Here is a 23,491-nt window from a genome sequence, read left to right as displayed (position 1 = left end):
TTATTGAAAGCAATTGAAAAGAGGGCACACATATGGCATTACCAGATATTATTAACCATCAAGATTTCTTACTGACAATTCATACCAATGATGAAAAGCTAATTAAAAACGCCTTACCGGGCGTGCATATCTACCCACTGATGCTGGATTCTGAAAATGGAGTATGGGTTTTGCGTGTTTTATTTGAACCAGGTACGGTTTTACCAAAACATTTTCATACTGGTGTTGTACACTTATATACGTTAGCGGGAAGTTGGCACTACACTGAATATCCAGACGATTTACAAGTAGCGGGCAGTTATTTATTTGAGCCAGGCGGTTCGATTCATCAATTTCAAGTACCTGAAGACAACACTGAAGTGACAGATACCTTTATGGTGGTTATGGGATCTAACATCAACTTTGACCCTGATGGCAACTATATGAACATTATGGATGCAGGTTGGATTGAGCAAGTGATGTTAGCAGCTGCAAAAGAGCAAGGAATTGAGCCTAACTACATTAAACCTAAGAGCTTATACGGCTTTAGTAAATAATTTTATTCCCTGAAGCAAAGCCCTTAATTACAGTAAGCTATTGAGGGCTTTATATTTATTACGGGTTATTTGTAGTTTAATCTAAAAAACAAATCAATTTAATCTAAACAATCAATTTTATTTTAATCGCTCACACCTCTATTGTATTAATCAAGCAGACGCAAGGCTGCGTTAATTAAACTTTTTTAAATACATCAATGAGGAATACTATGAGCACTTCATTAATTAACACAAAACTACAACCATTCAATGCAACAGCTTACCACAATGGTGACTTTGTAGAACTAACAGAAAAAGACGTGCTAGGTAAGTGGTCAATCTTCTTCTTCTACCCAGCAGATTTTACTTTTGTATGTCCGACAGAGCTTGGTGATGTTGCAGACTACTACGAGCAACTACAAGAAATGGGTGTTGAAGTTTACTCAGTATCAACCGACACGCACTTCACTCACAAAGCATGGCACGATACGTCTGAGACAATTGGTAAAATCAAATTCCCAATGATTGGTGACCCTACAGGTCGTATTACACGTAACTTCGGTGTGATGATTGAAGATGAAGGTCTTGCACTTCGCGGTACATTCGTAATGAACCCTGAAGGCGAAATCAAAGTAATCGAAACTCACGACCTAGGTATCGGCCGTAGCGCGAAAGAGTTAGTTCGTAAAGTACAAGCTGCACAGTACATTGCTAACCACGACGGTGAAGTATGTCCTGCATCATGGCAGCCAGGTGAAGAGACACTTGCTCCTTCATTAGACCTAGTTGGCAAAATCTAATTTGCCACGGCATTAAACGATAGCAAAGCTTTGCTTTGCTATCCCAATGCAACCTTAATTGCCCATCACAACTCACATTAAGCACATTAGCGGGTGGTGGGCAGTTATACCCAAAATTTTTCTAGATTATTTATTCTGAACTCAAGGGCTAAGCCATGTTAGATACGAATATCAAAAACCAATTAACAAGCCACTTTGCTTCTATTACCAGCCCTGTTGAGCTGCTTATCGCCTTGGATGACAGCAATAAATCAACAGAACTTAAAAACTTAGCAAACGATTTAGCATCGTTAAGCGACAAATTCTCGGTGCGAGATAACCCTAACCAAGACGTACGACGTCCGTCTATGGTGGTATCTTCACCTATTAACAACACGCAAATTACATTTGCGGGTGTGCCTATGGGCCACGAATTCACCAGCTTGATCCTTGCACTTCTTCACACAGGTGGTCATCCAAGTAAGGCATCACAGAGTGAAATTGAACAAATTAAATCATTACCTGGGCCGCTTAACTTTGAAGTGTATATTTCATTAAGTTGTCAAACCTGCCCGCAAGTAGTGCAAGCACTTAACTTAATGGCAGCACACAATAAAAACATTACGGCCACTATGATTGATGGTGCTTTGTTCCAAGACGAAGTGAATGAGCGCAATATCCTAGCGGTGCCAGCGGTGTATTTAAATGGCGAGCTGTTTAGTCAAGGTGCAGTTAATCTGACTGATATCTTGAATAAAGTAGATACCAAAGCGGCTGCACGCCAAGCCGAAGCACTAAACGACAAAGAGTTATTTGACGTACTTGTTGTTGGTGGTGGTCCGGCAGGGGCTTCTGCGGCAATTTATTCAGCACGTAAAGGCTTAAACACGGGCGTGGTTGCAGAGCGTTTTGGTGGTCAGGTTTCAGATACTTTAGCAATTGAAAACTTTATTTCAGTGAAAGCGACCGAAGGTCCTAAATTAGTTGCTCAACTTGAAGAGCATGTAAAAGAATACGACGTTGATGTTATGCAAAACCAACGTGCGGCATCACTTACTAAGCAAGGTAATTATCAAATCACGCTAGAAAATGGCGCGGTTTTAAATGCTAAGTCAGTGGTATTAGCAACCGGTGCCCGCTGGCGCGAAATGAATGTACCGGGTGAGAAAGAGTATCGCGGTCATGGCGTTGCTTACTGTCCTCACTGTGATGGTCCGTTATTTAAAGGCAAAGCGGTAGCGGTTATCGGTGGTGGTAATTCAGGTATTGAAGCTGCAATCGACCTTGCTAACATTGTTGAGCATGTTACCGTGCTCGAATTTGCTGATACTTTACGTGCTGACGAAGTCCTTATTCGTAAAGCAAATAGCTTAAACAACATTACGATTATCAAAAATGCGCAAACGACAGAAGTTGTTGGTGATGGTAAACGAGTAACAGGCTTAAGCTATATTGACCGTATCTCTGGCGATGAAAAATCACTTGAGCTTGCAGGTATCTTTGTGCAAATCGGCTTGGTGCCAAACACTGAATGGTTAAAAGATTCTGGGTTATCACTAACTCGCTTTGGTGAAATCGAAATTGATAGCAAAGGTGCAACATCATTACCGGGTGTTTACGCGGCAGGTGATGCAACAACAACGCCGTTCAAGCAAATCATTATTGCAATGGGCAGTGGTGCAACGGCCAGTTTAGGCGCATTTGATTACTTAATTCGCCACAGCGAAGAGGTACAAAGCACTGAAGATGCAGCTTAATTAGCGACTCTTGATTAGGCAGCTCACACCCATAGCTGCCGCTTTAAAGCCGCCCTCTCCAAAGGCGGCTTTGTTTTTATTAATCCAGCTATTGATACTGTGCTGCAGTAATAAATTCCTCAAAACTTTCACACCAAATAACCACTGTATTGTAATCGCTGACATCAATACCTTGTGGCACAACTAATTTAAAGCCATTGAATGAACGTACTCCTGCAACACGTTGCATGGTTCCTTTTTGTGCTAAAAAATCAGCTTCGTTATCAACAAAATTGCGCGATAAGTAAAGTTGATAGTCAGGTCCAGGTGATAAAGTACCTTGCATAGAAATAGCATCATTTGTTAGATAGAGCATCCCATCACCATAATGAAGGCGATCTGAGCCTTTAAGGTCTGGCTTAAACGCGGCACTAAACTGAGCTCTATCTTGATGCTGCTTCAAAATAGCAACATCGGGCGCTGGTTGCTCCGTTAAAATAGGCAAACTGTAAACCCCAGCCATAAAACCCATGGCAAAAATAGCCAATGCCATGATGATAATTAGCACTGCTTTTAGCATGCTTACTCCTTGTTCTTTAGCGTTATGGTGTGGCGTTGATTTAAAGAGTATTGTTTTTCAACATCACCAAAATATTGCAAATAGAGCCGCTCAAGTTCACCTGATTGTTTTAGCTTTTGCATACCTTGTTCTAGCAAATCCCTAATGTGTTGATTCTCTTTGCTTAAGTAAAAGTAATAGTCGCTGGGATATTGCAGCATAATGTTTGGTGCAACGATAAAGTTGAACTGTTTGAGTCTATTGAGTTCAGTGCCAATAGCCAGTACTGAGCGTGGAAAGTAATCGGCAAAACCTGTCTCTAGAGCTTTGATCATGCCAGGATAATCAAGCTCGCCATTAACAGTTAAGTCATTGTCTCTTAGCACCGTATAATCAGACCAACTTTGCTGCTGTAATGCAATTAATGGTTTTAATTGATCAAGGCTTTTTATTGCACTGAACTTTGCTTGGTCATCACCCCGAATAATAAGCAAACGCTTACCGTGCAAACCCTTGTATAAAGGAATTGTGGTGTTAACTAATGAAGTGGGTTGCTTATAAGGGAAAGACAGCCAAGCTAAGGTAATTGTTTTATTATGACTAAGTTGTTCAATAATACGTTTATCATTCATTGGCTGGGTGTTGTACATTAATACAGCGTCTACGCCCATTGCGGCGAAGCTTTTAATGAGAATATCGTGGATGTATTGATTTTTTACCGCGTCGGTATAGCTCGGTTTTGCAAGTTGAATAACAATTTGCTCTTGACCAAAGCTCTGTTTAATGAATAGCGCGAATACCATCAATAAAATAAATATTGTTCTATTCATTTATTTGAGTCTCTGCATTTATACTTTGAAAACATGCACCTGCTGTTGTAAACGCGAAGCCAAAGAAGCCAATTCTTGGCTGGCTTGTGCATTTTGTTGTGAACTTTCGCTAACCAGTGAAATGCTGCTACTAAATTCATTAATATTACAACTTAGCTCGTTTGCAACAGTCGTTTGCTCATCTGTTGCGGTGGATACTTGGTTGTTCATATCGGCAATAAGTGCCATTTCTTGAGTAATTTCAGTGAGTAATTGTGATGAGCGCTCAGCGTATTCAACACTTTGTTTGGCACTGTCATCTGCATTACCCATGGCGGTGACTGCTTGCTGTGCCATTGCTTGTAGTTTAGTAATCATTTCATTGATATTAGCGGTCGCTTTTTGGGTGTTATGTGCAAGCTGTCTGACTTCATCAGCCACAACTGCAAAACCACGACCTGATTCTCCCGCACGAGCTGCTTCAATCGCCGCGTTAAGAGCTAATAAATTAGTTTGTTCTGCGACTCCTTGGATCATCATCACGACTTGGTTTATATCAGTTGTTTGTGTATTTAACTCATTGATAATTTGTGTATTTGCATTAACTATTTGCGATAAGCGATTTATTGCATCAATGTTTTCTTGTACTGATTGCTGGCCAAGTTTAGCTGTTTTATCTGTATGGGTGGCTTTTTCTGAGGTTGAAAGCGCATTTGCGGCCACTTGCTCAATCGCGCTACTCATTTGAGTAATTGCGGTAGCAATCATTGCTGATTGATGCTCTTGCTCTGTGGCAGTGCTTGCTACTTGATCACTAATTGAGTTCATTTGCTCTGCTGCTGAAGATAAGGTCAATGTTGCATTAGTTACATCATTTACTAGGTCGTGTATTCGCTTCATCATCGCGTTGAAATGAGTGGCTGCTTGAGCTATTTCATCGTTGCCATAAGTTTCTGCTCTGAGCCGTAGGTCAGCACTTTTAGAGATAGAACCAATGGTTTTACTTAATGATAACAGAGGGTTATGAATAGAACGGTAAATGACAAATGCAATAAATAATAAGATGATTATTAAAATACTGATGGATGCGCTCATGGCTATAGTGACTTGTTTAAAATCTTTTTCAGATGCAAGTTTAAACTTATTAGCTTCATTGATTTGAAGGTTTATCAACCCTTGATAGCTTTCGCTGAGTGGGTCGAACACATCGTAAAGGCTTTTTACAAACACCTCGTTAGGCACTACTTTAAGTTGGTCACTTTTAACTTGGGTTAAAAACGCGCTGAGTTCGCTTTCTACCACAGCAAGGTTTTTTTCCACGATATTAACTAAGCGTTGCTCTTCATTGGTGAGCTTGGTGCCTAAATAGCTTTTCCATTTGTTGTCGGCAACACCCTTTGCGTTTTCAACCGCAGCAAGAAAATCATTTTTTGAAATTTGCTCAGCACGGTATTTATGAAACAAATCGACAATGCTAACGGCATAATTGTCCGATACTGTTTTTATTTGCTCAAGCGGGATGACTCTATCGTCGTAAAGACTGTCGATGCCTTTTACCATGCTCGACATTATAGACATTGTAAAAATAGAGGTGATCACAAAAACTGTAACCGGTAACAAAGCCAAGATGGCTAATCGCGTACGAACGGTGTAGTTATTTAACATGAGCATTAGAATGTTTGTAAGGACTTAGTATTAAAACTAATAGAGAATATTATTTAAGCAAGTTTTTGCAATAATTTGGGGTGTGTATTGCAAAAATTCGTTTCTATACGCGATTAGCTATTAAGCTAAATTGCTTAAAAACTGTTTTCCTGCCGCAATACCCATTTCATATCCTGCTGATAACTTAGCGTAAGACTTTGTTGTTCGACCTACAGCAAAATCAGGAGGAGGAGCGATGATGTTAACTTTACAGTCACTCGGTGGATTCATAACAAAGTCAATGCTTTGATTATAGTTTTCTGCTCGTAAGATGGATGCCTCAGCAAGCGCGGGTGTTTCTTTGTAAAGTCGTTTAACAAGCCAAGGTGCTTTCGATGGTTTTTTTCGATAGCCAATCGGCTGAGACAAAATAACTGTAATTTCCTTATTACCCATTTCGTAAGCTTTACGAATAGGAATAGAATCGGCTACACCACCATCTGTTAATTGCATACTGTTGATCTGTGGGTATTGGCGGTATGCAATTGGTAGTGCACATGAGGCTTTCAATTGCTCTTCTATAAGTTCAGCAGTTGCTTTTAAATACTCAGCATTACCTGTTTTAATATTGGTTGCAACGATATAAAACTCACTCGCTTGTTTTTCGAAGGTGTCTAAATCAAGGCGAATATCTCGAATGGTTTCTTGCCATAGCCAGTCTAAATCAAACAGGTGACCGCCTTTTAAAAAGCGAACATAATTAATGAACTCAGGTCGACACGAGTAATCTGTGATCACCGCATGGTTACGTTTATATTGAGCACATAAATAAGCTGCGATGTTGGTGGCTCCTGCTGAAACACCATAGCATTGCTTGAAAGGTTGGTAGCTTTCTTTAATAAACGTATCAAGCACACCTGTGGCAAAAATACCGCGCATAGCGCCGCCTTCTACAACGAGTGCCTTGTTATTATCCATTACTGCTACCTTGCTTATAACCGTGATTGCTACTAACCATAACAAACACGGTTACAAAATTAAATAGAGTTTTGACTCTAAGCGAGTTAAATAGCTTCAACCCAAAGTACACCGACTTGTTTGTCGGTGACTTTTACAGTGCTCCCAGCCGCAATGGGGGAGTGGCTTTTTAGTTGCCACTGAATGCCCGAATATTGGTGTGTGGTTAAACCTTGGTCATCAACATCTGCATTTACAACAAAGGTCAGTTCAGCAAAGTCACTGTGAACAGGCTGAGTCTCTGTTTTATCTTGCATGCGTTTTAGGGGGCGCCACAGCACGACTGCAAAACCAAGAGTAAACACAATATTACTCCAAAGTGCCGTGGTGTAAGTACTTGCAAGTAGCTCTATATTCATAAGTAAGCCACTAGCAAATAAAGATAAGCCTAAAAACAATAATACGTAGGTGCTCATACCCAGTACGGCAACCTCAACGATTAGCGCGATAACACCTAAAATCATTAATGCTTCGGCTAAATGGGTATCTAAAAACGCCATCGCTTCACCTAATTTTGTTGTTTCTTATTTAAAGAATTAATAATAGACATACCTTGAGCAACCAGCGAGCTTGCATCAGTGCCACTCTCAGGTAATAAAACTACTGATGATTCACGAGCTATCGCTTCTTTAGCGGCAATGGCTTTAGTCGCAAGGTCGAGTTGAATTGCTTTTTGACCTTGTTCAGTGTCAGCGGCTTCACCGACTTTACGAAGTGCATCGGCTTGTGCTTCTGCAACGGCGATAATTGCTTTTGCTTCACCTTCAGCGCGTAAGATTTGCTCTGCTTTTTCAGCCTCTGCAGCAAGGACTTGTGCTTGCTTTTTACCCTCTGCCACATTGATAGCTGACTGACGGTCGCCTTCAGACTCTAAAATTTGTGCACGCTTTACTCGCTCTGCTTTCATTTGTGCTTCCATGGCCTCCATTACAGAATTAGGCGGCACAATGTCTTTAATCTCGTAACGTAAAACTTGAATACCCCAAGGCTCAGAAGCCTGATTAATAGCACTAACTATGTTGGTGTTTAACATGTCACGTTCTTCAAAGGTTTTATCTAGCTCCATTTTACCAAGCTCTGAACGCATGGTTGTTTGCGATAGCTGAGTAACGGCAAATACATAATCATCAACACCATAGGTTGCTTTATAAGGATCAAGTACTCGGAAATACAGTACGCCATCGACGATAAGTGAGATATTATCTTTAGTGATAGCTGACTGAGAAGGCACATCTTGTGCTTGCTCTTTTAAACTTCGGTCTGCTGCAATACGGTCGATAAATGGCACAATAAAGTTTAAGCCCGCTTCTTTGGTTGAATGATATTTACCAAATCGCTCTATAAGCCAAGCGCGGTTTTGTGGCACGAATTTAACGCTGCTTTTTAGTAGCACTAATACAAAAATAAGAATAAAGGTTTCGACATTCAAAAGTAAGTCGAGAATTTGTGATACTGGATCCATGTACTTTCCTTAGATACGGTTAATGTTTTTACCAAATATTGAGATTATCACTACAGGATAAGTGCTGCCATCATTTTGCAATATAAAAAATACAGTTAATAGATCCCATTTTTTAAAAAGAAGTATGTAAAGCTTTGGTAAATGAACGTTTTTTCATTACAGCAAAATGCCGGTGTTGGCCTGGAGTCACAAACGGGTAAAAGCAAAACATGGCACTATGAAAAACTCTGTCATCTGGGCCTATAACTAGATAAAAATTAGCGAGTAACACCACCTTATTGCATTAATGAGGTGGTGTTTATGATTTATGCTATTCATTACACATCTCTAGCTAAGCTCTTTTTGCTAATAGGCTAGCAATCAATCCGTTTGTTAAAAGAGTGTTTTATGAGATACATGCTTTGATCAGCTTGAGCAACGACTTCTTCAGCACTTTTGGTATTACCATAAAACATGGTAACCCCAACACTAGCCGAACCGTAATACGTAACATGAGGGTGTCTAAATTCGACCTCTATTGCTGATTGGATCTTATGGGCAACTCTACGCGCATTATCTTTTGCATGTTGCTCTTCACGTCCAAGTCCTTCTAAAAGAATAACAAATTCATCTCCTCCTAGACGCGCTATACAGTCGTTATCACGCATAGTGGTTTTCATTCGCTTTGAAATTTCTATTAAGTAGTCGTCGCCAACATTATGGCCATACATATCATTTAGCTTTTTAAACTTATTGAGGTCGATAAAGATAACAGCGCCGTAAGTTTGCTTGCTTTTACTCAATTGTAGCGCGAGAGCAAGGCGAAGGAAGAAATAACGTCGGTTTAATAAATCGGTTAATGGGTCTGTGGAGGCATCGTATAGGAGTTGTTGTTCAAGTTCTTTTCGTTCGGTTATATCGGTTGAAATTCCCAGTATGCCAATGACTTTATTAGGATCCGAATCGGAAAAGATGGGGGATTTTACCTCCCAGAAAATACTTTTCTCTCCTTTTGATAAAGTAAGTTCAATTTCTTCACGAGTGCGCTCTCCACTAAGAACACGCGCATCGATGTTTAATAGTTTTTCTGCAGTACTTTGCGGAAATAGATCCATATCGGTTTTAAAAAGCAGCTCTGATTCATTACATGCTAATAGGTTTAACGTTAATTTGTTTGCATAAACATATCGTGAGTAATCATCTTTGATGTACACATACGCAGGTAAGTTGTCGAGCGCTAGCTTTAACTCGGCGGTATGAATTGGTAATTGAGTATCGTTATATTTGGCCACACTATGTCCCTATAAAAACAGCCATACAGAGATATTGACCCAAAAAAAGCCGATGTACAAGAACGATTACAAATGTAAAAAGCGCCAAGTAAGTCCTTGGCATGCTTTAGTTTTAAGGTTGTTTTTTTTGGTCAGAAATAGGTGTGATTGTTATGGCTTGTCTTTAATAAGTTGTAGCGCTTGTCTGTTATTTTGTAACTTGAATAGAGCACAAAAAGCATACCCCGTTACGAACATAAATAAGCTGTAAGTTGCCCCTGGAATAGCAATCGTAGGGTTATTCATTAAAGTGCTGGCAATTAAAATCGCCAGTGTGCCATTTTGCAAGCCAACCTCTACGGCAATACTCATTTGTTGTTTGTTTGATAACCCCGACATTTTAGCAATTAAGAGTCCAAGTAATAAGGTACTCACGTTTAGTGTGAATGTTGCGATACCGCTACTGGCGAAGAAGCCAATCATTTGCTCTGAATTTTTGTGAATTATTGCAATGACAATAACGATTAAAAAAATACTAGAAAAACTGCGAGTAAGAGGCTCAAGTTTTTTACTTATGTGTGAGCGATAATGATTAAACAGCATTCCCAAACTCACTGGTAGTAGGGTGATGACTAACATTTGCACAATTGTTTTTACGATAGGTAACTGGAATTCGTGTCCTGGAACGCTAAACATTTCCATTGCAAAATGCATAATTATTGGCAGCGTAAATGGCGATATAAAGGTTGCTATTGTTGTTAAACTAATTGAAAGGGCAACATCACCCTTAAATAAGTATGTGTATAAATTAGAGGTCACTCCTCCTGGACAACAGGCTACTAAAATCAAGCCTATCGCCAGCTCTGCTGGTAAGTTAAAACTTACAGCTAGTAGAAACGCCACACAAGGCAGTAATAACAGTTGGCAGCTTAGACCGATACTGAGCGCTTTGGGGCTGATAAACAAAGCCCCAAAGTCTTTCTTTTTAAGCCCTAAGCCCATGCCAAACATGATGATAAATAGTGCTAAAGGCAGCACTACTTTAGTCATGATATCTACTTGCATAGGAAATCCTTATTGATCATATCCGGGGCTCTTATTGTCCAATAAACGCAGTAACGCAGGCCATGCGATTGCACCACCTAGCCCTTTAGTTGCTATTTCTGTTTGTCCTTTAATCCCATCAATGATAGCGCTTGGCACTTGCACGAGTTGCTCGGTGTTTTGTGACGTACGGGTTTGCACAGCACACGCTGCTTCAAATACGTACATAAATAAAAATGCATCAGCAACAGTTTTACCTACTGTTAATAGGCCATGATTGCGCAGCATTAAAAAGTTGTTACTACCTAAATCATTAACTAATCGGTCTTGCTCAGCGGGATTTAGCGCAATGCCTTCATAGTCGTGATAGCTTAACCCTGAATGCACCACGACAGCCTGTTGTGAAATTGGTAGTAAACCATCTTTATTAGCTGACACAGCTGTGCCATTCAGTGAATGAGTATGAATAACGCAATGGGCATCATTGCGCGCCATATGAATGCAACTGTGAATATTAAATCCCGCAGGATTGACCGGGTATTCACTGTCGTGCAGCTTATTACATTGTTGGTCTACCTTGATAAGACTAGATGCAGTGATTTCGTGAAACATCATGCCGTAAGGATTGATCAAAAATTCGTTTTCAGTGTCTGGTACACGCATAGAAATATGGGTAAAAATCAAATCATCCCAGCCATACAATGCAACCAATCGATATGCGGCAGCAAGCTCAACACGGGCTTGCCATTCTTGCTCTGATACTGTGTTTTTTATGGTCATGATAGCTTCCTAAAATGGCACTTTACGAATAATAATGTCTTTAAACATCACCCAATCGCCTATGAAGCTATAAAATGGGTGCGTAAAGGTCGCTGGGCGATTTTTCTCAAAAAAGAAATGCCCCACCCAAGCAAAGCCATAACCCACAAGTGGGCATAGAATTAGCCAGCTATATTGCTGTTGATAAATAGCGGCAAACAAAATTGCCAAAACTAACCAACTGCCAAAGAAATGTAAGCGACGACAGACTTTATTTTTGTGTTCTTGTAAGTAGTAGGGGTAAAACTCTTTAAAGCTCGCGAACTCGCGTTTACTTGCTACAGTGCCCATATTGTTGTCTCCTTTGTTAATTACAGGTAAACAATAGGCTTTTATTTATTATTTTACTTGATAATATGGGTCATTAAATTGTTTTTGTAGGACATGTATGCGCACCCTATCAAGCTGGTGGCTTAGGGCTATGGCTGAGTCATTTAAGTGGCAAGGTTTGCCGATTAATGAGTTATTTGCACAAGCTAATATTCCCTTAGCCGATTTGAGCAGTCAAACAGCACGGTATCCACAGGCTAATGTCAGTACACTATGGAAACAAGCACAAGCTTTATTGCCCGATACGCACTTGGGGTTGTATGTAGGCAGTAATATGAATGTGCGTGCTATTCCTGTCGTTGGTATGGCCATTATTCAAGCAACGCATTTGCTGAGTGCATTTCGACTGATTTTACGATATCAAAAACTGATGGGAGATACCCATAATGTGTCGTTAATTGATCATGGTAACGAGTATGAGTTGCGATTTAACTTTAACGATGGTGAACGCGATATGTCCTTACTTAGCTATGAAGCGCCAATGGCATTTTGTTTAAAAATAGCGCGAACAGTAAAGGGAAAGGACTGGTGTCCAAGTCGAGTTTATTTACAACGTAAAGAGCCTAATGCCGAACTTAATGAACATTTTAACTGCCCAATTGAATATGGCGCTAAAACCCATAGCTTATTTTTTAGTGAATTAGTAGAAAGCCAGTCAGTTGTGTCAGGTCAAATTAAAATCACAACACAAACCAATGTCACAGATATTTTGCGCATTTTACTGGAAGAGCATTTAACCCAAGGACAAGTTAGTTGCAGTGTAATGGCGCACGCACTAAATGTGAGCGAGAAAACGCTGCAAAGGCGCCTTGCAAAAGAAGGCACGACTTTTAGTCAAGAATTAACCAAACTTCGACAACAAAAAAGTACTTCGCTTATAAGCGAAACAGACTTATCACTAACAGAAATTGCTTTTTTGTGTGGCTATTCAGAGGTTAGTGCATTTCATCATGCATTTAATCGCTGGTACGGCATGTCACCTAAAGCATATAAACAAAAAATAACAATAATCACCGAACCTTAGAGTCAAAGTATTTACGACAATCAGCGTTAATTTAGTGAGTCTTTTAGAGTGGGAGAGAAGCAGCGTGGAATCTGTTAATGGTGTGCTTGAGTTTGATAGTCATTTAACTTAAAACAATAATAAAAGCTTAAATTGCAATTGCTTAACATTGACTTGTTATCTAAAATTGCAAATAAGACGCAAGGATGGCCTCTAACCTAAAAATCCACTATTAAAGTATGAGGTTTGCCACATGCGAAATCTATCGCTGCGGACTATTTTTATTAGTTTTGTATTAATTGCACTATTTGTTGTCACTGTGGTTAGTGCTTTAATCAACACCAGCCAATTTTCAGGGCTTTATTATCAACAAACTGAACAACAGCTTCTGCCAGATGCTGTGGGTAAAGTTGCTGCTGAAATTGATGCTCAAATGCGTTACCCCATCTCTGTTTCACAGTCGTTAGCTGAAAACCAAATTCTGCATACGTGGATGAACGAAGGTGAGAAAAGCTCGCCAATTCATCAACGCGTAATGGCTTACTTTGCTGATTTACAAAAAAAGAGTGGGGCATCATCGGTGTTTTGGGTGAGTAAAAACTCGATGAGTTATTACACACAAGATGGCTTTTTTAAATCAATCTCACAAAGTGAGCCAAGAGACAGTTGGTTTTTTGATTTCATTCGCTCAGATAAACGCCAAGCGCTCGCATTAGATGTCAGTGAACAAGGTGGACACCTGACTCTATATGTAAATACTTTGGTTGAAATAGCAGGGCAACGTCTTGGTGTTGCTGGGCTTGGATATGATATTTCAGATATTTCTAGCATCGTCACGTCGCGCAAAATTGGCGAGCAAGGTTACTTATTTTTAATTGACGATAGTAAGCGCATTATTGCCCATGCAAATGATGCCTACATTGGCAAACCAGTTTCAGATGTAAGCTCATTGAGCACATTGCAGCAGCTAATGAAAAACCAACATGATGGTTTTATATTATCGCAAGTAGAACTGAGTGGTGAGGATGTTTACGCTGGGGTTATGCCAATTGAGGGGACAGGTTTGACCTTAGTTGCGATACAGCCAAAGCAAGAGATTTCCAGTGCGATTAATAAGGTTGTTTGGATATCTATTGTTGTTAGCGTTGTGCTTGCTGTTATCTTTTTGGTACTGACTCTGTATTTTGCGAATTGGTTAAGTAAGAAAATACGCGGTGTGGGAGACGAACTGCTCGGTATGGCCGGCCACGGTGGTGACTTAACAAAGCGTTTGGACGATAGCGTTGATAACGAATTGGGTCATCTTGCTAAGGGATTTAACGCAATTATAGGCAAAGTCGCTGAGCTCGTTGATGAAATCAGTGTTACAGAGCAAGCCATGCGTGAAGGCATTGATGAGCTAGCAAGTTTTGCAAACAAGACATTTACCGCAACTGATGACCAACGAGCACAGACCGATCAAGTTGCGACAGCTATCACAGAAATGGGACAAACGATCAATGAAGTGTCTGATATCGCCCATCGTACTGCTAACGACACCGAAGAGGCCGTAAAAGAAACCGTTGCAACGAATCAAAGCATGGCTGCGACCGCTCAAACTATGAATGAACTTAACGACATTCTGCTCACGGTTGATAAGAGTATCGGCGAGTTTGCCAACCAGGCTGCAGAAATTAACTCAGTTGTTGAAGTGATCAATGCTATTTCGGAACAAACTAATCTGTTGGCGCTCAATGCTGCCATAGAAGCCGCCAGAGCAGGTGAACAAGGGCGTGGTTTTGCTGTTGTTGCAGATGAAGTGCGTTCACTTGCACAACGTACGCAAAAGTCGACATCAGAAATAAGAGAGCAGGTATCACGTTTACAAAGTTCTTCATTGCAATCACAAGAAGCGATAGCTGAAGGTACTCAAAGTAGTCAAAAGGTGACTGAGCTGACACATATTGCAGTATCTGCGTTGCAATCTATTCAGCAAAAGTTTGAAGTTATTAGTCAAGGTAATCATCAAGTTGCTGCTGCGACTGAGGAGCAGGGCACAGTCGTTGAGCATATCAATCAGTCGGCACATGATATTTCAGACAGTGCAACACAAATTCATGATAACGCAGAGCAACAACAACGTGGTACGCAAAGCTTATTATCGCGTGCACAGCACCTTAAAGATTTAGTGAGCCAATTTAAGGTGTGATTTGTCATTGTCATAAGCGTTAACCATTTCGTTGTTAACGCTTTACTCTCTTCTGTAGGTTGAACTCTTTTTAACTTATGAATCGCGCAAATAACTTTCAAAAAGGGCTAAGTACCTAAGTTTTTAGTGCGTTTAAGTGCTTCTCGTATTACAATTGCTACTTTATATCATTTCTTTATACAGCGAATAGGTTTTTCACTTCTTCATGACAGATATTACTACGCACCAAGCATCTAGACGCCGCTTGTTAATTGCCTTAGCAATAACATGCTCGTTTATGGTTATTCAAATCATCGGTGCCTACTTTTCAAATTCGCTTGCTGTACTTGCCGATGCTGGGCATTTATTTGTTCATAACAGCTCTTTATTTATTGCTTTGATCGCTTCAAGCATGGCGATTCATTTTGCAAAAAATTATAACGATGGTTACCAGCGTGCTGAACTGACAGGGGGCCTAATCAATGGCATTTTGTATCTGAGCATTAGTGTGATCATCTTATTTGAAGGGGGAGAGCGGTTTTTACACCATTCTGATGGACATGATTTACAGATTAATAGCTATTTAATGTCTGTGATTTCAGCGATTGGCTTCTTATTTCATGGTGCTGCTGCGTGGGTTCTGTACAAAGGGCGTAAAGCCAGTATTAATGTGTATGCGGTATTTCTGCACTCATTTTTTGACTTAATCTCTACAGTTTCTACTTTCTTTGCAGGTATTTTAATTCATTTAACTGGCTGGCCTGAAATCGATATCATCTCAAGTATGTTGATCGCTTCCTTTGTTTTGTTTACGGGAGTAAAAGTAATTACCCGCTGTATCAAAGGACTTATGGAAAACAAGAGTAAACTTCCAGATGTATCAGAGATAGAGCAAAGTATTGCCTCAGTTGAGCATGTACAAAATGTTCATAATGTTACAGTGGTACGCCATGACAAAGACATCGTGGTTGGTGCGCACGTGGTCTTAAAGCGCCATTGTACTATTGAAAAGCATGATGAGGCGTGTCGCTTAAAAATTGAGACGCTACTACGTGTGCGCTTTAATATCGAAAAAAGTGTTTTGCAGGTAGAAAGTCATGAATGTCACCATGTTAATTAAATTGGTAAAATGTTAATTTTTCTTTTAAGTTAAAGGTAGAACATATTAGTGGAATAGCGCCTTTGCTTAAAAATAAACCAGTATATTTTAACTTTATGACTGCGGTGCTTTTGGGATGCATCGCAGGTGTTGTTAATTTACTGCCTATTTGGTTTCTAGATAGCTCTGAATTTTTACTCGGTCAGCTTTTCGTTATCTTAAGCTTATTGCTTTTAGGCTGGCGATTTGCAGTTATCACCTTTATTTTGAGCACTGGTTTTATCTTTTATCGATGGGGTCATGCATGGCCGTCCATTGTTTTTGCATTCGAATTAATTTATCTGCAGATAGTTTGTTTATCTAAAGCAAAGCCGGTTTTTCTCAGAGGGATGATGTTTTGGCTTGCTTTAGGGTTACCTGCATTGTGGGCCTTTGGGCACTTCTTCTTAGCTCTTCCTATTCTAACTATCGCAATTGCATTGGCTAAATATTGCTTAAATGCCGCGATTTATCTTTCGGTTATCGACTTATTAAGTTTCTTTTTCAGCCGTTACTCTTGGCATAAACATTACTCGTCTCTTTATAAAATTTTAAATTACGTCGTTACCCTGCTCGTTGTGTTAGTTGTTATTTTGACCTCAATAGTATTAACCAACAATCACTATGCACGGATTGAGTATGAGATAAATGCCCAATTAAAAGAAAAAGCTAAGGAGATCACACGTAATATTGATGCTCATCTTGATCATCACAAGAAGGGGGTTGTTCTAACTGCAAAAAGTATTGCCAGTGGTGTTCCTAAGCAAATTGCCCTCGAAAACATGGCGCATTTATATCCTGGTTTTAGGACACAAATCATCGTTGATGCGCTTGCTGATGTTACACATTTTTATCCTAAGTCATTAGCTGTCAGCCTACAGCAATCTAATATTCGCGCCAATGTTGCAGATAGAGACTACTTTATTAACGCCCCTAACAATCACAACGGCTACATATCAACAATCTTTAAAGGCAGAGGATTTGGCTCTTTACCTATAGTGGCTGTATCTGCGCCAATCTACACCGATGGGATGTTTTCTGGTGTTGTAGAAGGTTCACTGATGTTTGATTATTTTGCTGGCTTGCGACCAAGTTTGTTTACGCACGAAGGTGAGCTATTAATACTTGATGCATCAAACAAGGTTGTTTATAGCACTTTAGATGATTTTACTGAGCTACAGCAACTGACAACTGATGAACTAACAACCTTTTCCGATGATACACGCTTTAAAATGTTTAATATTGAAAATGAGCAACAATTTTATGCTCGTGAGGCGCGTTCAAGTGAGCATAATTGGTTGGTTGTAACCATGCTTAATCGTCGTTATGCAAATGACGTTGCGGTCAGTGCATGGGGGCAATCTATTGTGATGATTATTTTTATTATCTTACTGACCAGTATTTTCATCACTCAACTTAGCCGCTGGCTTACAACGCCAATATTAAAGTTGGCAGAGCAAATAGATAAGTTTGATCCAGAAAATGCAATTACCAAAGCTCACTTACCCGAAACATGGTTAGAAGTAAGTCGATTGCAGGCTCAGTTTTCGAGTTTGGCAAATAAGCTTGCCTTGAGCTTTAGTCGCTTACATCACGCTAATCACGAAAATGAACAGCTTAATAATAAATTACAAGACTTTAACGCCAAACTCGAGCAGCAAGTAAATGATAAAACGAATGAGCTTGTTGAAGCGGTAAGGCTTGCCAATCAGGCTAATAGAACTAAGTCACAGTTTTTAGCAAATATGAGTCATGAAATACGTACCCCACTCAACGGCATTTTAGGGATGACGCAACTGTTGTTAGATAACCAAACCTTACCTGAGACTGAGCGTGAAGAGTTGGCGATGATACATCAAAGTGCCAATAATTTACTGCTGATTTTAAATGATATTTTAGACTTTTCAAAAATTGAAGCGGGGGCGCTTAAATTAGAGTATCGGGCCGTTGAAATCAAAGCTTTGCTTAGTCAACTCGCCAAGGTGTTTAGCAATACAAGTGTTAAGCCGACAGTAAAGTTCAGCTTGTCTATTGCAGACGACATTCCAAATTATATTAGTTTAGATCCATTAAGGTTTAGCCAAGTCGTTAATAATATTTTGAGTAATGCGGGTAAGTTTACAGAAACTGGTGAAATTACATTAAACTGTACTATTGAAGAGCCGTATTTAGTTATTCGAGTGCGTGATACCGGTATTGGTATTTCAGCTGAGCAGCAAGCTAAACTATTTAATGAATTTACCCAAGCAGATATTTCAACTACCCGTAAATACGGTGGAACGGGTTTAGGCTTAACAATCAGCCAGCGTATTGTGGAGTTGATGAACGGTACGTTATCACTGGAAAGTCAACAAGGCCAAGGTAGTGAATTTACAATTAAAGTGCCTATTGTGCAAAGTGACGCAAAAGTAATGCAAAGCCAAAATGTACAAAAACCTGATTTAAAAGGGATCCAAGTTTTAATTGTTGAAGATAATCCTATAAATCAAATTGTCCTTAAAAAAATGATGTTAGATACCTCCTGTTCATTGCATCAAGCTAATGATGGTATTGAAGCGCTTGCGCACTTAGAAAAGTCTGATGTAGATATCATTCTAATGGATTGTCAGATGCCAAATATGGATGGTTACCAATGTACTCAAAAAATAAAACAAAACCCTGAACGTTATGGTGATGCAGTCATTATTGCTATCACTGCAAATGCGTTTGAAGAAGATCAAAAGCGTTGCTTGGTCGCGGGAATGGATGACTTTATATCTAAACCAATAAACAAAGATGAGCTTTATCAGTGTTTAAATAAGTGGCTTACAACTCGTTTAAACGATCTACAATAGTTTGAATGGTACTTTCTTTGATTAGATCTTCAGCTTCCATTGGCTTTGCAAAATAATAGCCTTGTAAATCATCACAACCCATATTGCGTAAAAAGTTAATCTGCTCAAGTGTTTCAACACCTTCGGCGATACAATACAAGCCTAGATTAACGGATAAGGCGTGAATGGTCTTAATGATTGATTCATTACTGTTATCAGAACCAATGTTACGTACGAAACTTTGGTCAATTTTTATCACATCTATCGGGAATTGGTTTAAATAGGTGAGTGACGAGTAACCAGTTCCGAAGTCATCAAGTAACAACTTAAAGCCTGCATTTTTGAGTTTTTGCAGTTGTTTTGATGCTTTGTCTTTGTCTTCGAGTAGCGTGTTTTCGGTGATTTCAAGACGCAGCTGAATAGGTTTAACTAGATGATTGTTGAGGATCATTAGCAAACGTTCAGTTAAGTTTGACTTTAGAATATGGGTGGGTGACAAGTTCAAAGACAAGTAAAATTTTGGGTTGGCACGCAGTATAGGTTTTAACTCTGTCAGTGCTCGGTCAAGTGCTTGCTCGGTCATTAAATCAATCAAACCAATTTCTTCGGCAATAGGAATGAACTCTGCAGGAGACACATAACCTTGTACGGTCTTCCAGCGCATTAGAAGTTCTGCACCATTAATGGTTTTCGTGTTTGCATTGACAATAGGTTGATAATTGTTGAATAAAACATCGTCTTTGAATGCGTCTTTTAACGCATTTTCTAGCAATAACTTTTTAGTTAACTGGTTATTCATTTGCTCAGTAAAGTATTTAAAGTTATTTCTGCCAGATTGTTTGGCATGCATCATAGCAATATCTGAATTTCGAATGAGATCATCTGCTGTTTTTGCATCGAATGGGTAAAGTGCTACGCCGATACTTGCTGATATATTGATAGAAAAATCATCAATGATTACTTTATTGGCAAGCTCTTTGGTGAGCTTTTTAACTAGCTCACTCAATGCTTGAGGAGATTGTAAATCTTTAACAAGCACTAAAAATTCGTCACCACTTTGACGGCCAACGAGCGCACTTTGTGGCAGTATCTGTTTAACTCGTTGTGTTACATTACATAACAGTTGGTCGCCGACAGCATGACCAAATGAGTCATTTACAGGTTTAAATTTATCTAAATCAATGAATAACAGGGCGGCTAACTTATTGTGCTTTTTAGCGCGATTAATGCTGCTATTGATTTTTGCATACATTAAGGTACGGTTTGGTAGCCCAGTCAAAGAGTCGTAATTTGCTAAATATCTTAACTCATCCTCAGCGCGTTTTTGTTCCGTTAAGTCAGAAATCACGATGACGTAATAGTTAATCGTTTGACTGTCTTTAGCAACTGCTGTGACACTAATATGCACTGGATGCGAAGCATTTTTTAAGGTGCGAATAAAGGCTTCTGTTTTCCAGTTTTGCTTGGGTTTGAGTGTTTTTAAAATACTTACATATTCAAAGTATTTAGTTCGACCTATCGCGTTGATAAAGTCTCTCGTTGTTAAGTCAGCAATATTTGCTGGTGTTGCAAATGCTTCGCTAAAACTGGCGTTTGCAGAAAAAGGCATGAGTGTATTATCTAAAATAAGCAGCCAATCATTAATTTGACTAAAGGCTTCCCCAAGTACACTTGCTTGCTGGGCATTAGCTCTTTGTTCGGTGATATTAGTGTAAAAGCCCGCAACCTTTAAGGGGCCGCCTGTCTCATTCGTTTCTACTACCCGGCCAACATCTTCATACCAAAGCCAATCGCCATTATTATGTTTTAAACGATAGGTAATATTCCACTGTTGTTTGTTGGCTTCTTTTAAAAACAACTGCCATTTATTGATAACATAATTGCGATCGTGTGGGTGAATTAAGGCAATAAAGTCTTTAATCGCTATGCGGTCTTTGAACTCATTATAGCCAAGTTCAGCCGAAAAACGGTTGGTGTAGAGTATGTCATTGGCTAGATTGATCTCCCATACGCCACTTTTGTTACTGCTTAAGGCAAGCTCTGTTTGTTGTTGTGATTTTAAAACCTCAACATGAGCACGACTGATCGCTTGTTGGCGAGCTCGATATTGCCAAAAGATGATCAGTAATATTGTGAAAATAATTACGCCATATGAGGTCTTTGCTATGGGGGATGTCCAAGGGGCGTGAGCGACATTAAAGCGCAGTTGCCTTGTTGCTGAAATAGCCTCACTGATTTCTGATGAAGACGAAATCGATAAAACGTAATCACCGGGAGGTAATTTTGTAAAGAAAACTTCATTGGTCTTTAATTTATCGTATTGCAACGATGTTGGGCCATCCAGCGTAACCTTATACAGTGTCTTATCTTTATTAATGGTATCAAAATTAGAAAAACTCACACCTAAGCCCATATCTTCTGAGGTGATCTGCAATGGTGAGTTTACATACTTGTAAGGATGATAATTGAGCTCTCGCGATAGTAATGATACATCCGTTATTTCGGTCGTGATGTTACCTATTTCTACAGCAGATGATAAGAAGTCTTCGGGAGCTGCGATAAGTACACCACGGGTAGAGCCAAAAGCAATCTCACCGTTATCGAAAGTCGTATCTGCGTCGAAATTAAACTCATTAACAGCCAGACCATCTCTTATAAAATAGCTATCGAGCGCAAGTGAACTCAAATCTAAACGATATAGACCATTTTGTGTACTCATCCATAAAAAGCCGAAACGATCAATTTGAAGACCGAATACTGATTTAGCTTTTAAACCTGATTGACGATTAATGCGGTGTTTTATTTCGTATGTATCTGCATCAATACCTATTAACCCTTCATCAGAAGAGGCGAGCCAAAGTATATTGTTATAATCAATCACCCAATCATGGATAGTCGCAAAAGCTAATGGGTTAAAGTTTGTAGCCTCGTAGACAAGCGTGAGCTTTTGCGTGCTTTCATTATACCTAAACAGCTTACTAGACATACTGATTAGGTACTCGTCAGGGTGAGTTGATAGAGGTTTTAAAAAAGTGTAAGTGTTCGCGGCCTCTAGCTGTTCTTTTAATCCTTTTATAGGGCTAAGCTCACCTGACTTACCATTGTATTTGTAAAAATTTTCTTCATCTACAAATGCAAACTGGTCTGGTCCCATGGTATGAAAACCCCAATTAGGCGTTTTGGTAAGCGCCTCGATTGTTTCTGGGTCACCGTTTAGTTGCACAAGCTTGCCTGTTTGTTTATCAAATAGGCCAAGCCCTATGTACTTCATTAACCATAAAAAGCGGTTATTGCCATTAAGTTCGGCTTTAGCTATTCCATAAATCCCATGTTCACCATGGAAAGCTTTTTCATCATTGCTTACTAAATAGGGCGTTAGCTCTTTGTTGTTTTGGTTATACTTTATAAGGCCATTATCAGTGCCTATCCACACCACATCATCTTCTTGTAATACGGTCCATACATTATTGTTATAGCTATATTGAGGTGTTTTTAACTCAATATGCTTAAACCGCCTTGCTAGTGTTGACCATGTAAACACCCCTTGCGAGCGCGAAGCAAGCCAAAGCAAGCCAGTTTTATCAACCATCACATCAGGTATGGTGTTATCAGTCATCAAAAACTTACTTTGGTCGAAGCTTAGGATAAAGTCGATAGCTAAAGATTCACGGTTGAACTCATACAATCCTTTTTCGGTGACAATATATTCACCAAATGAACTTGCAGAATAGTCCCAAATATTTAACTGAGGAATTAAGAGGTTGACCTTTTCAAATGCAAGTAAACGATTAGCGTTAAAGGGAATGTCATACATTCCTTCAACTGTACCAACGAGTAAGCCTAGTTGAGGGTCAACATGAAGAAGTTTGACGTTTCTATTATCTTCGGTGATATTTTTTTTCTCGGTGAGCGGGATATGAGAAACATGGTCATCCGCTAAATTTTTAGAAAAGAGCCCCGTCGATGTCCCTATGTATAAAAAGCTATCGTAAATTGTTAGCGCACGAACAATATGTTCTTCTTTATTGATTGAAAACTCATGTAAAAACTTTTTCGACTGCTTATTGTAAGAGTAAACGTGCTGAGAGATTGCAAAATAATAAAAATTATCATCTTCTGTGATAGCTAAAATCGGTGAAAAGTAGGGATCTTCTGGATTGAGTTTGCCTGAATATATTTTTTCGACTTTTAGAGTCTTTGGATCAATAAAAAACGCCCCAGAAAACTCCGTACTCACAAATATTTTACCGTTTTGTGTTTTGGCTAGAAATGTAATTTGGCGTTGATCGAGAATATACTCACCAGCAAAAGAGCTTACTTTATAGCCATCATAACGGTTTAAACCTTGATAAGTACCAATCCATATAAAGCCCAGATCATCTTGAACAATTTTAGTTACGCTACCT

At 39.4% G+C, this 23,491-nt stretch carries 18 protein-coding genes; 7 read left to right on the top strand and 11 right to left on the bottom strand.

Going from position 1 to position 23,491, the window contains the following annotated elements:
- The first annotated feature begins 32 nt into the window (after positions 1-32).
- The 3 genes from L1264_RS11445 to ahpF all read left to right on the top strand — a co-directional run bounded on the left by L1264_RS11445 (position 33) and on the right by ahpF (position 3,051).
- Positions 33-536 carry a 2,4'-dihydroxyacetophenone dioxygenase family protein gene (locus tag L1264_RS11445; RefSeq protein WP_138557779.1) on the top strand — a complete coding sequence of 168 codons (504 nt, stop codon included), beginning with the start codon at positions 33-35 and terminating at the stop codon, positions 534-536.
- A 209-nt stretch (positions 537-745) separates the two neighbouring features.
- Positions 746-1,315: an alkyl hydroperoxide reductase subunit C gene (gene ahpC, locus L1264_RS11440; protein ID WP_135926910.1), complete on the top strand. Its 570-nt coding sequence runs from the start codon at positions 746-748 to the stop codon at positions 1,313-1,315.
- A gap of 155 nt (positions 1,316-1,470) precedes the next feature.
- A complete protein-coding gene (gene ahpF / locus L1264_RS11435; protein WP_135926911.1) occupies positions 1,471-3,051 on the top strand; it encodes an alkyl hydroperoxide reductase subunit F in 1,581 nt (526 codons plus the stop codon).
- Positions 3,052-3,139: 88 nt separating this feature from the next.
- Here ahpF and L1264_RS11430 read toward each other — a convergent pair whose 3' ends face one another.
- The 10 genes from L1264_RS11430 to L1264_RS11385 all read right to left on the bottom strand — a co-directional run bounded on the left by L1264_RS11430 (position 3,140) and on the right by L1264_RS11385 (position 11,925).
- A complete protein-coding gene (locus tag L1264_RS11430; protein ID WP_199527803.1) occupies positions 3,140-3,610 on the bottom strand; it encodes a DM13 domain-containing protein in 471 nt (156 codons plus the stop codon).
- 2 nt (positions 3,611-3,612) lie between these two features.
- A complete protein-coding gene (locus tag L1264_RS11425; RefSeq protein WP_235404022.1) occupies positions 3,613-4,419 on the bottom strand; it encodes a substrate-binding periplasmic protein in 807 nt (268 codons plus the stop codon).
- 18 nt (positions 4,420-4,437) lie between these two features.
- Complete coding sequence (locus L1264_RS11420) at positions 4,438-6,069, bottom strand: methyl-accepting chemotaxis protein (RefSeq protein ID WP_235404020.1); 1,632 nt, start codon at positions 6,067-6,069, stop codon at positions 4,438-4,440.
- 114 nt (positions 6,070-6,183) lie between these two features.
- Complete coding sequence (locus tag L1264_RS11415; protein WP_199527801.1) at positions 6,184-7,020, bottom strand: patatin-like phospholipase family protein; 837 nt, start codon at positions 7,018-7,020, stop codon at positions 6,184-6,186.
- 86 nt (positions 7,021-7,106) lie between these two features.
- Positions 7,107-7,559 (bottom strand): NfeD family protein, encoded by a 453-nt coding sequence (locus tag L1264_RS11410; RefSeq protein ID WP_138557774.1) that lies wholly within the window; start codon positions 7,557-7,559, stop codon positions 7,107-7,109.
- An 8-nt stretch (positions 7,560-7,567) separates the two neighbouring features.
- Positions 7,568-8,521: an SPFH domain-containing protein gene (locus L1264_RS11405; protein WP_135926916.1), complete on the bottom strand. Its 954-nt coding sequence runs from the start codon at positions 8,519-8,521 to the stop codon at positions 7,568-7,570.
- Positions 8,522-8,874: 353 nt separating this feature from the next.
- Positions 8,875-9,792, bottom strand: coding sequence for a diguanylate cyclase domain-containing protein (locus tag L1264_RS11400; RefSeq protein WP_199527800.1), 918 nt, complete (start codon positions 9,790-9,792; stop codon positions 8,875-8,877).
- Positions 9,793-9,942: 150 nt separating this feature from the next.
- Complete coding sequence (locus L1264_RS11395) at positions 9,943-10,836, bottom strand: bile acid:sodium symporter family protein (protein WP_135926918.1); 894 nt, start codon at positions 10,834-10,836, stop codon at positions 9,943-9,945.
- Between the two features lie 9 nt (positions 10,837-10,845).
- A complete protein-coding gene (locus L1264_RS11390; protein ID WP_135926919.1) occupies positions 10,846-11,595 on the bottom strand; it encodes a class II aldolase/adducin family protein in 750 nt (249 codons plus the stop codon).
- 9 nt (positions 11,596-11,604) lie between these two features.
- The gene (locus L1264_RS11385) at positions 11,605-11,925 is read right to left on the bottom strand and encodes an Mpo1-like protein (protein WP_135926920.1); all 321 of its coding nucleotides are present in this window, start codon (positions 11,923-11,925) and stop codon (positions 11,605-11,607) included.
- 97 nt (positions 11,926-12,022) lie between these two features.
- Here L1264_RS11385 and L1264_RS11380 point away from each other — a divergent pair, with 97 nt between their 5' ends.
- The 4 genes from L1264_RS11380 to L1264_RS11365 all read left to right on the top strand — a co-directional run bounded on the left by L1264_RS11380 (position 12,023) and on the right by L1264_RS11365 (position 19,106).
- The gene (locus L1264_RS11380) at positions 12,023-12,988 is read left to right on the top strand and encodes an AraC family transcriptional regulator (protein WP_199527799.1); all 966 of its coding nucleotides are present in this window, start codon (positions 12,023-12,025) and stop codon (positions 12,986-12,988) included.
- Positions 12,989-13,220: 232 nt separating this feature from the next.
- Complete coding sequence (locus L1264_RS11375; RefSeq protein ID WP_235404018.1) at positions 13,221-15,155, top strand: methyl-accepting chemotaxis protein; 1,935 nt, start codon at positions 13,221-13,223, stop codon at positions 15,153-15,155.
- Positions 15,156-15,360: 205 nt separating this feature from the next.
- Complete coding sequence (locus L1264_RS11370) at positions 15,361-16,254, top strand: cation diffusion facilitator family transporter (protein WP_235404016.1); 894 nt, start codon at positions 15,361-15,363, stop codon at positions 16,252-16,254.
- Between the two features lie 62 nt (positions 16,255-16,316).
- A complete protein-coding gene (locus tag L1264_RS11365; protein ID WP_235404014.1) occupies positions 16,317-19,106 on the top strand; it encodes an ATP-binding protein in 2,790 nt (929 codons plus the stop codon).
- Here the strand turns inward: L1264_RS11365 and L1264_RS11360 are convergent.
- Positions 19,078-23,491, bottom strand: a 4,414-nt coding sequence (locus L1264_RS11360) for an EAL domain-containing protein (protein WP_235404012.1), incomplete at its 5' end; no start/stop codon positions are given. The two genes, L1264_RS11365 and L1264_RS11360, sit on opposite strands and share 29 nt — an antisense overlap.

Origin of the sequence: Pseudoalteromonas sp. APAL1 (assembly GCF_021532475.1) — a bacterium.
Classification (GTDB): Bacteria; Pseudomonadota; Gammaproteobacteria; order Enterobacterales; family Alteromonadaceae; genus Pseudoalteromonas; species Pseudoalteromonas lipolytica_C.
Note: the sequence above shows the minus strand (reverse complement) of the source record. Positions and strands in the feature narration are given on the sequence as shown.

Bases quoted from the DNA above. Each gene is read 5' to 3' on its own strand.
- L1264_RS11370 (WP_235404016.1), top strand. From the start codon at position 15,361: ATGACAGATATTACTACGCACCAAGCATCTAGACGCCGCTTGTTAATT.
- L1264_RS11445 (WP_138557779.1), top strand. From the start codon at position 33: ATGGCATTACCAGATATTATTAACCATCAAGATTTCTTACTGACAATT.
- L1264_RS11390 (WP_135926919.1), bottom strand. From the start codon at position 11,595: ATGACCATAAAAAACACAGTATCAGAGCAAGAATGGCAAGCCCGTGTT.
- L1264_RS11380 (WP_199527799.1), top strand. From the start codon at position 12,023: ATGCGCACCCTATCAAGCTGGTGGCTTAGGGCTATGGCTGAGTCATTT.
- ahpF (WP_135926911.1), top strand. From the start codon at position 1,471: ATGTTAGATACGAATATCAAAAACCAATTAACAAGCCACTTTGCTTCT.
- L1264_RS11420 (WP_235404020.1), bottom strand. From the start codon at position 6,069: ATGCTCATGTTAAATAACTACACCGTTCGTACGCGATTAGCCATCTTG.
- L1264_RS11415 (WP_199527801.1), bottom strand. From the start codon at position 7,020: ATGGATAATAACAAGGCACTCGTTGTAGAAGGCGGCGCTATGCGCGGT.
- L1264_RS11395 (WP_135926918.1), bottom strand. From the start codon at position 10,836: ATGCAAGTAGATATCATGACTAAAGTAGTGCTGCCTTTAGCACTATTT.
- ahpC (WP_135926910.1), top strand. From the start codon at position 746: ATGAGCACTTCATTAATTAACACAAAACTACAACCATTCAATGCAACA.
- L1264_RS11385 (WP_135926920.1), bottom strand. From the start codon at position 11,925: ATGGGCACTGTAGCAAGTAAACGCGAGTTCGCGAGCTTTAAAGAGTTT.
- L1264_RS11410 (WP_138557774.1), bottom strand. From the start codon at position 7,559: ATGGCGTTTTTAGATACCCATTTAGCCGAAGCATTAATGATTTTAGGT.
- L1264_RS11405 (WP_135926916.1), bottom strand. From the start codon at position 8,521: ATGGATCCAGTATCACAAATTCTCGACTTACTTTTGAATGTCGAAACC.
- L1264_RS11375 (WP_235404018.1), top strand. From the start codon at position 13,221: ATGCGAAATCTATCGCTGCGGACTATTTTTATTAGTTTTGTATTAATT.
- L1264_RS11425 (WP_235404022.1), bottom strand. From the start codon at position 4,419: ATGAATAGAACAATATTTATTTTATTGATGGTATTCGCGCTATTCATT.
- L1264_RS11430 (WP_199527803.1), bottom strand. From the start codon at position 3,610: ATGCTAAAAGCAGTGCTAATTATCATCATGGCATTGGCTATTTTTGCC.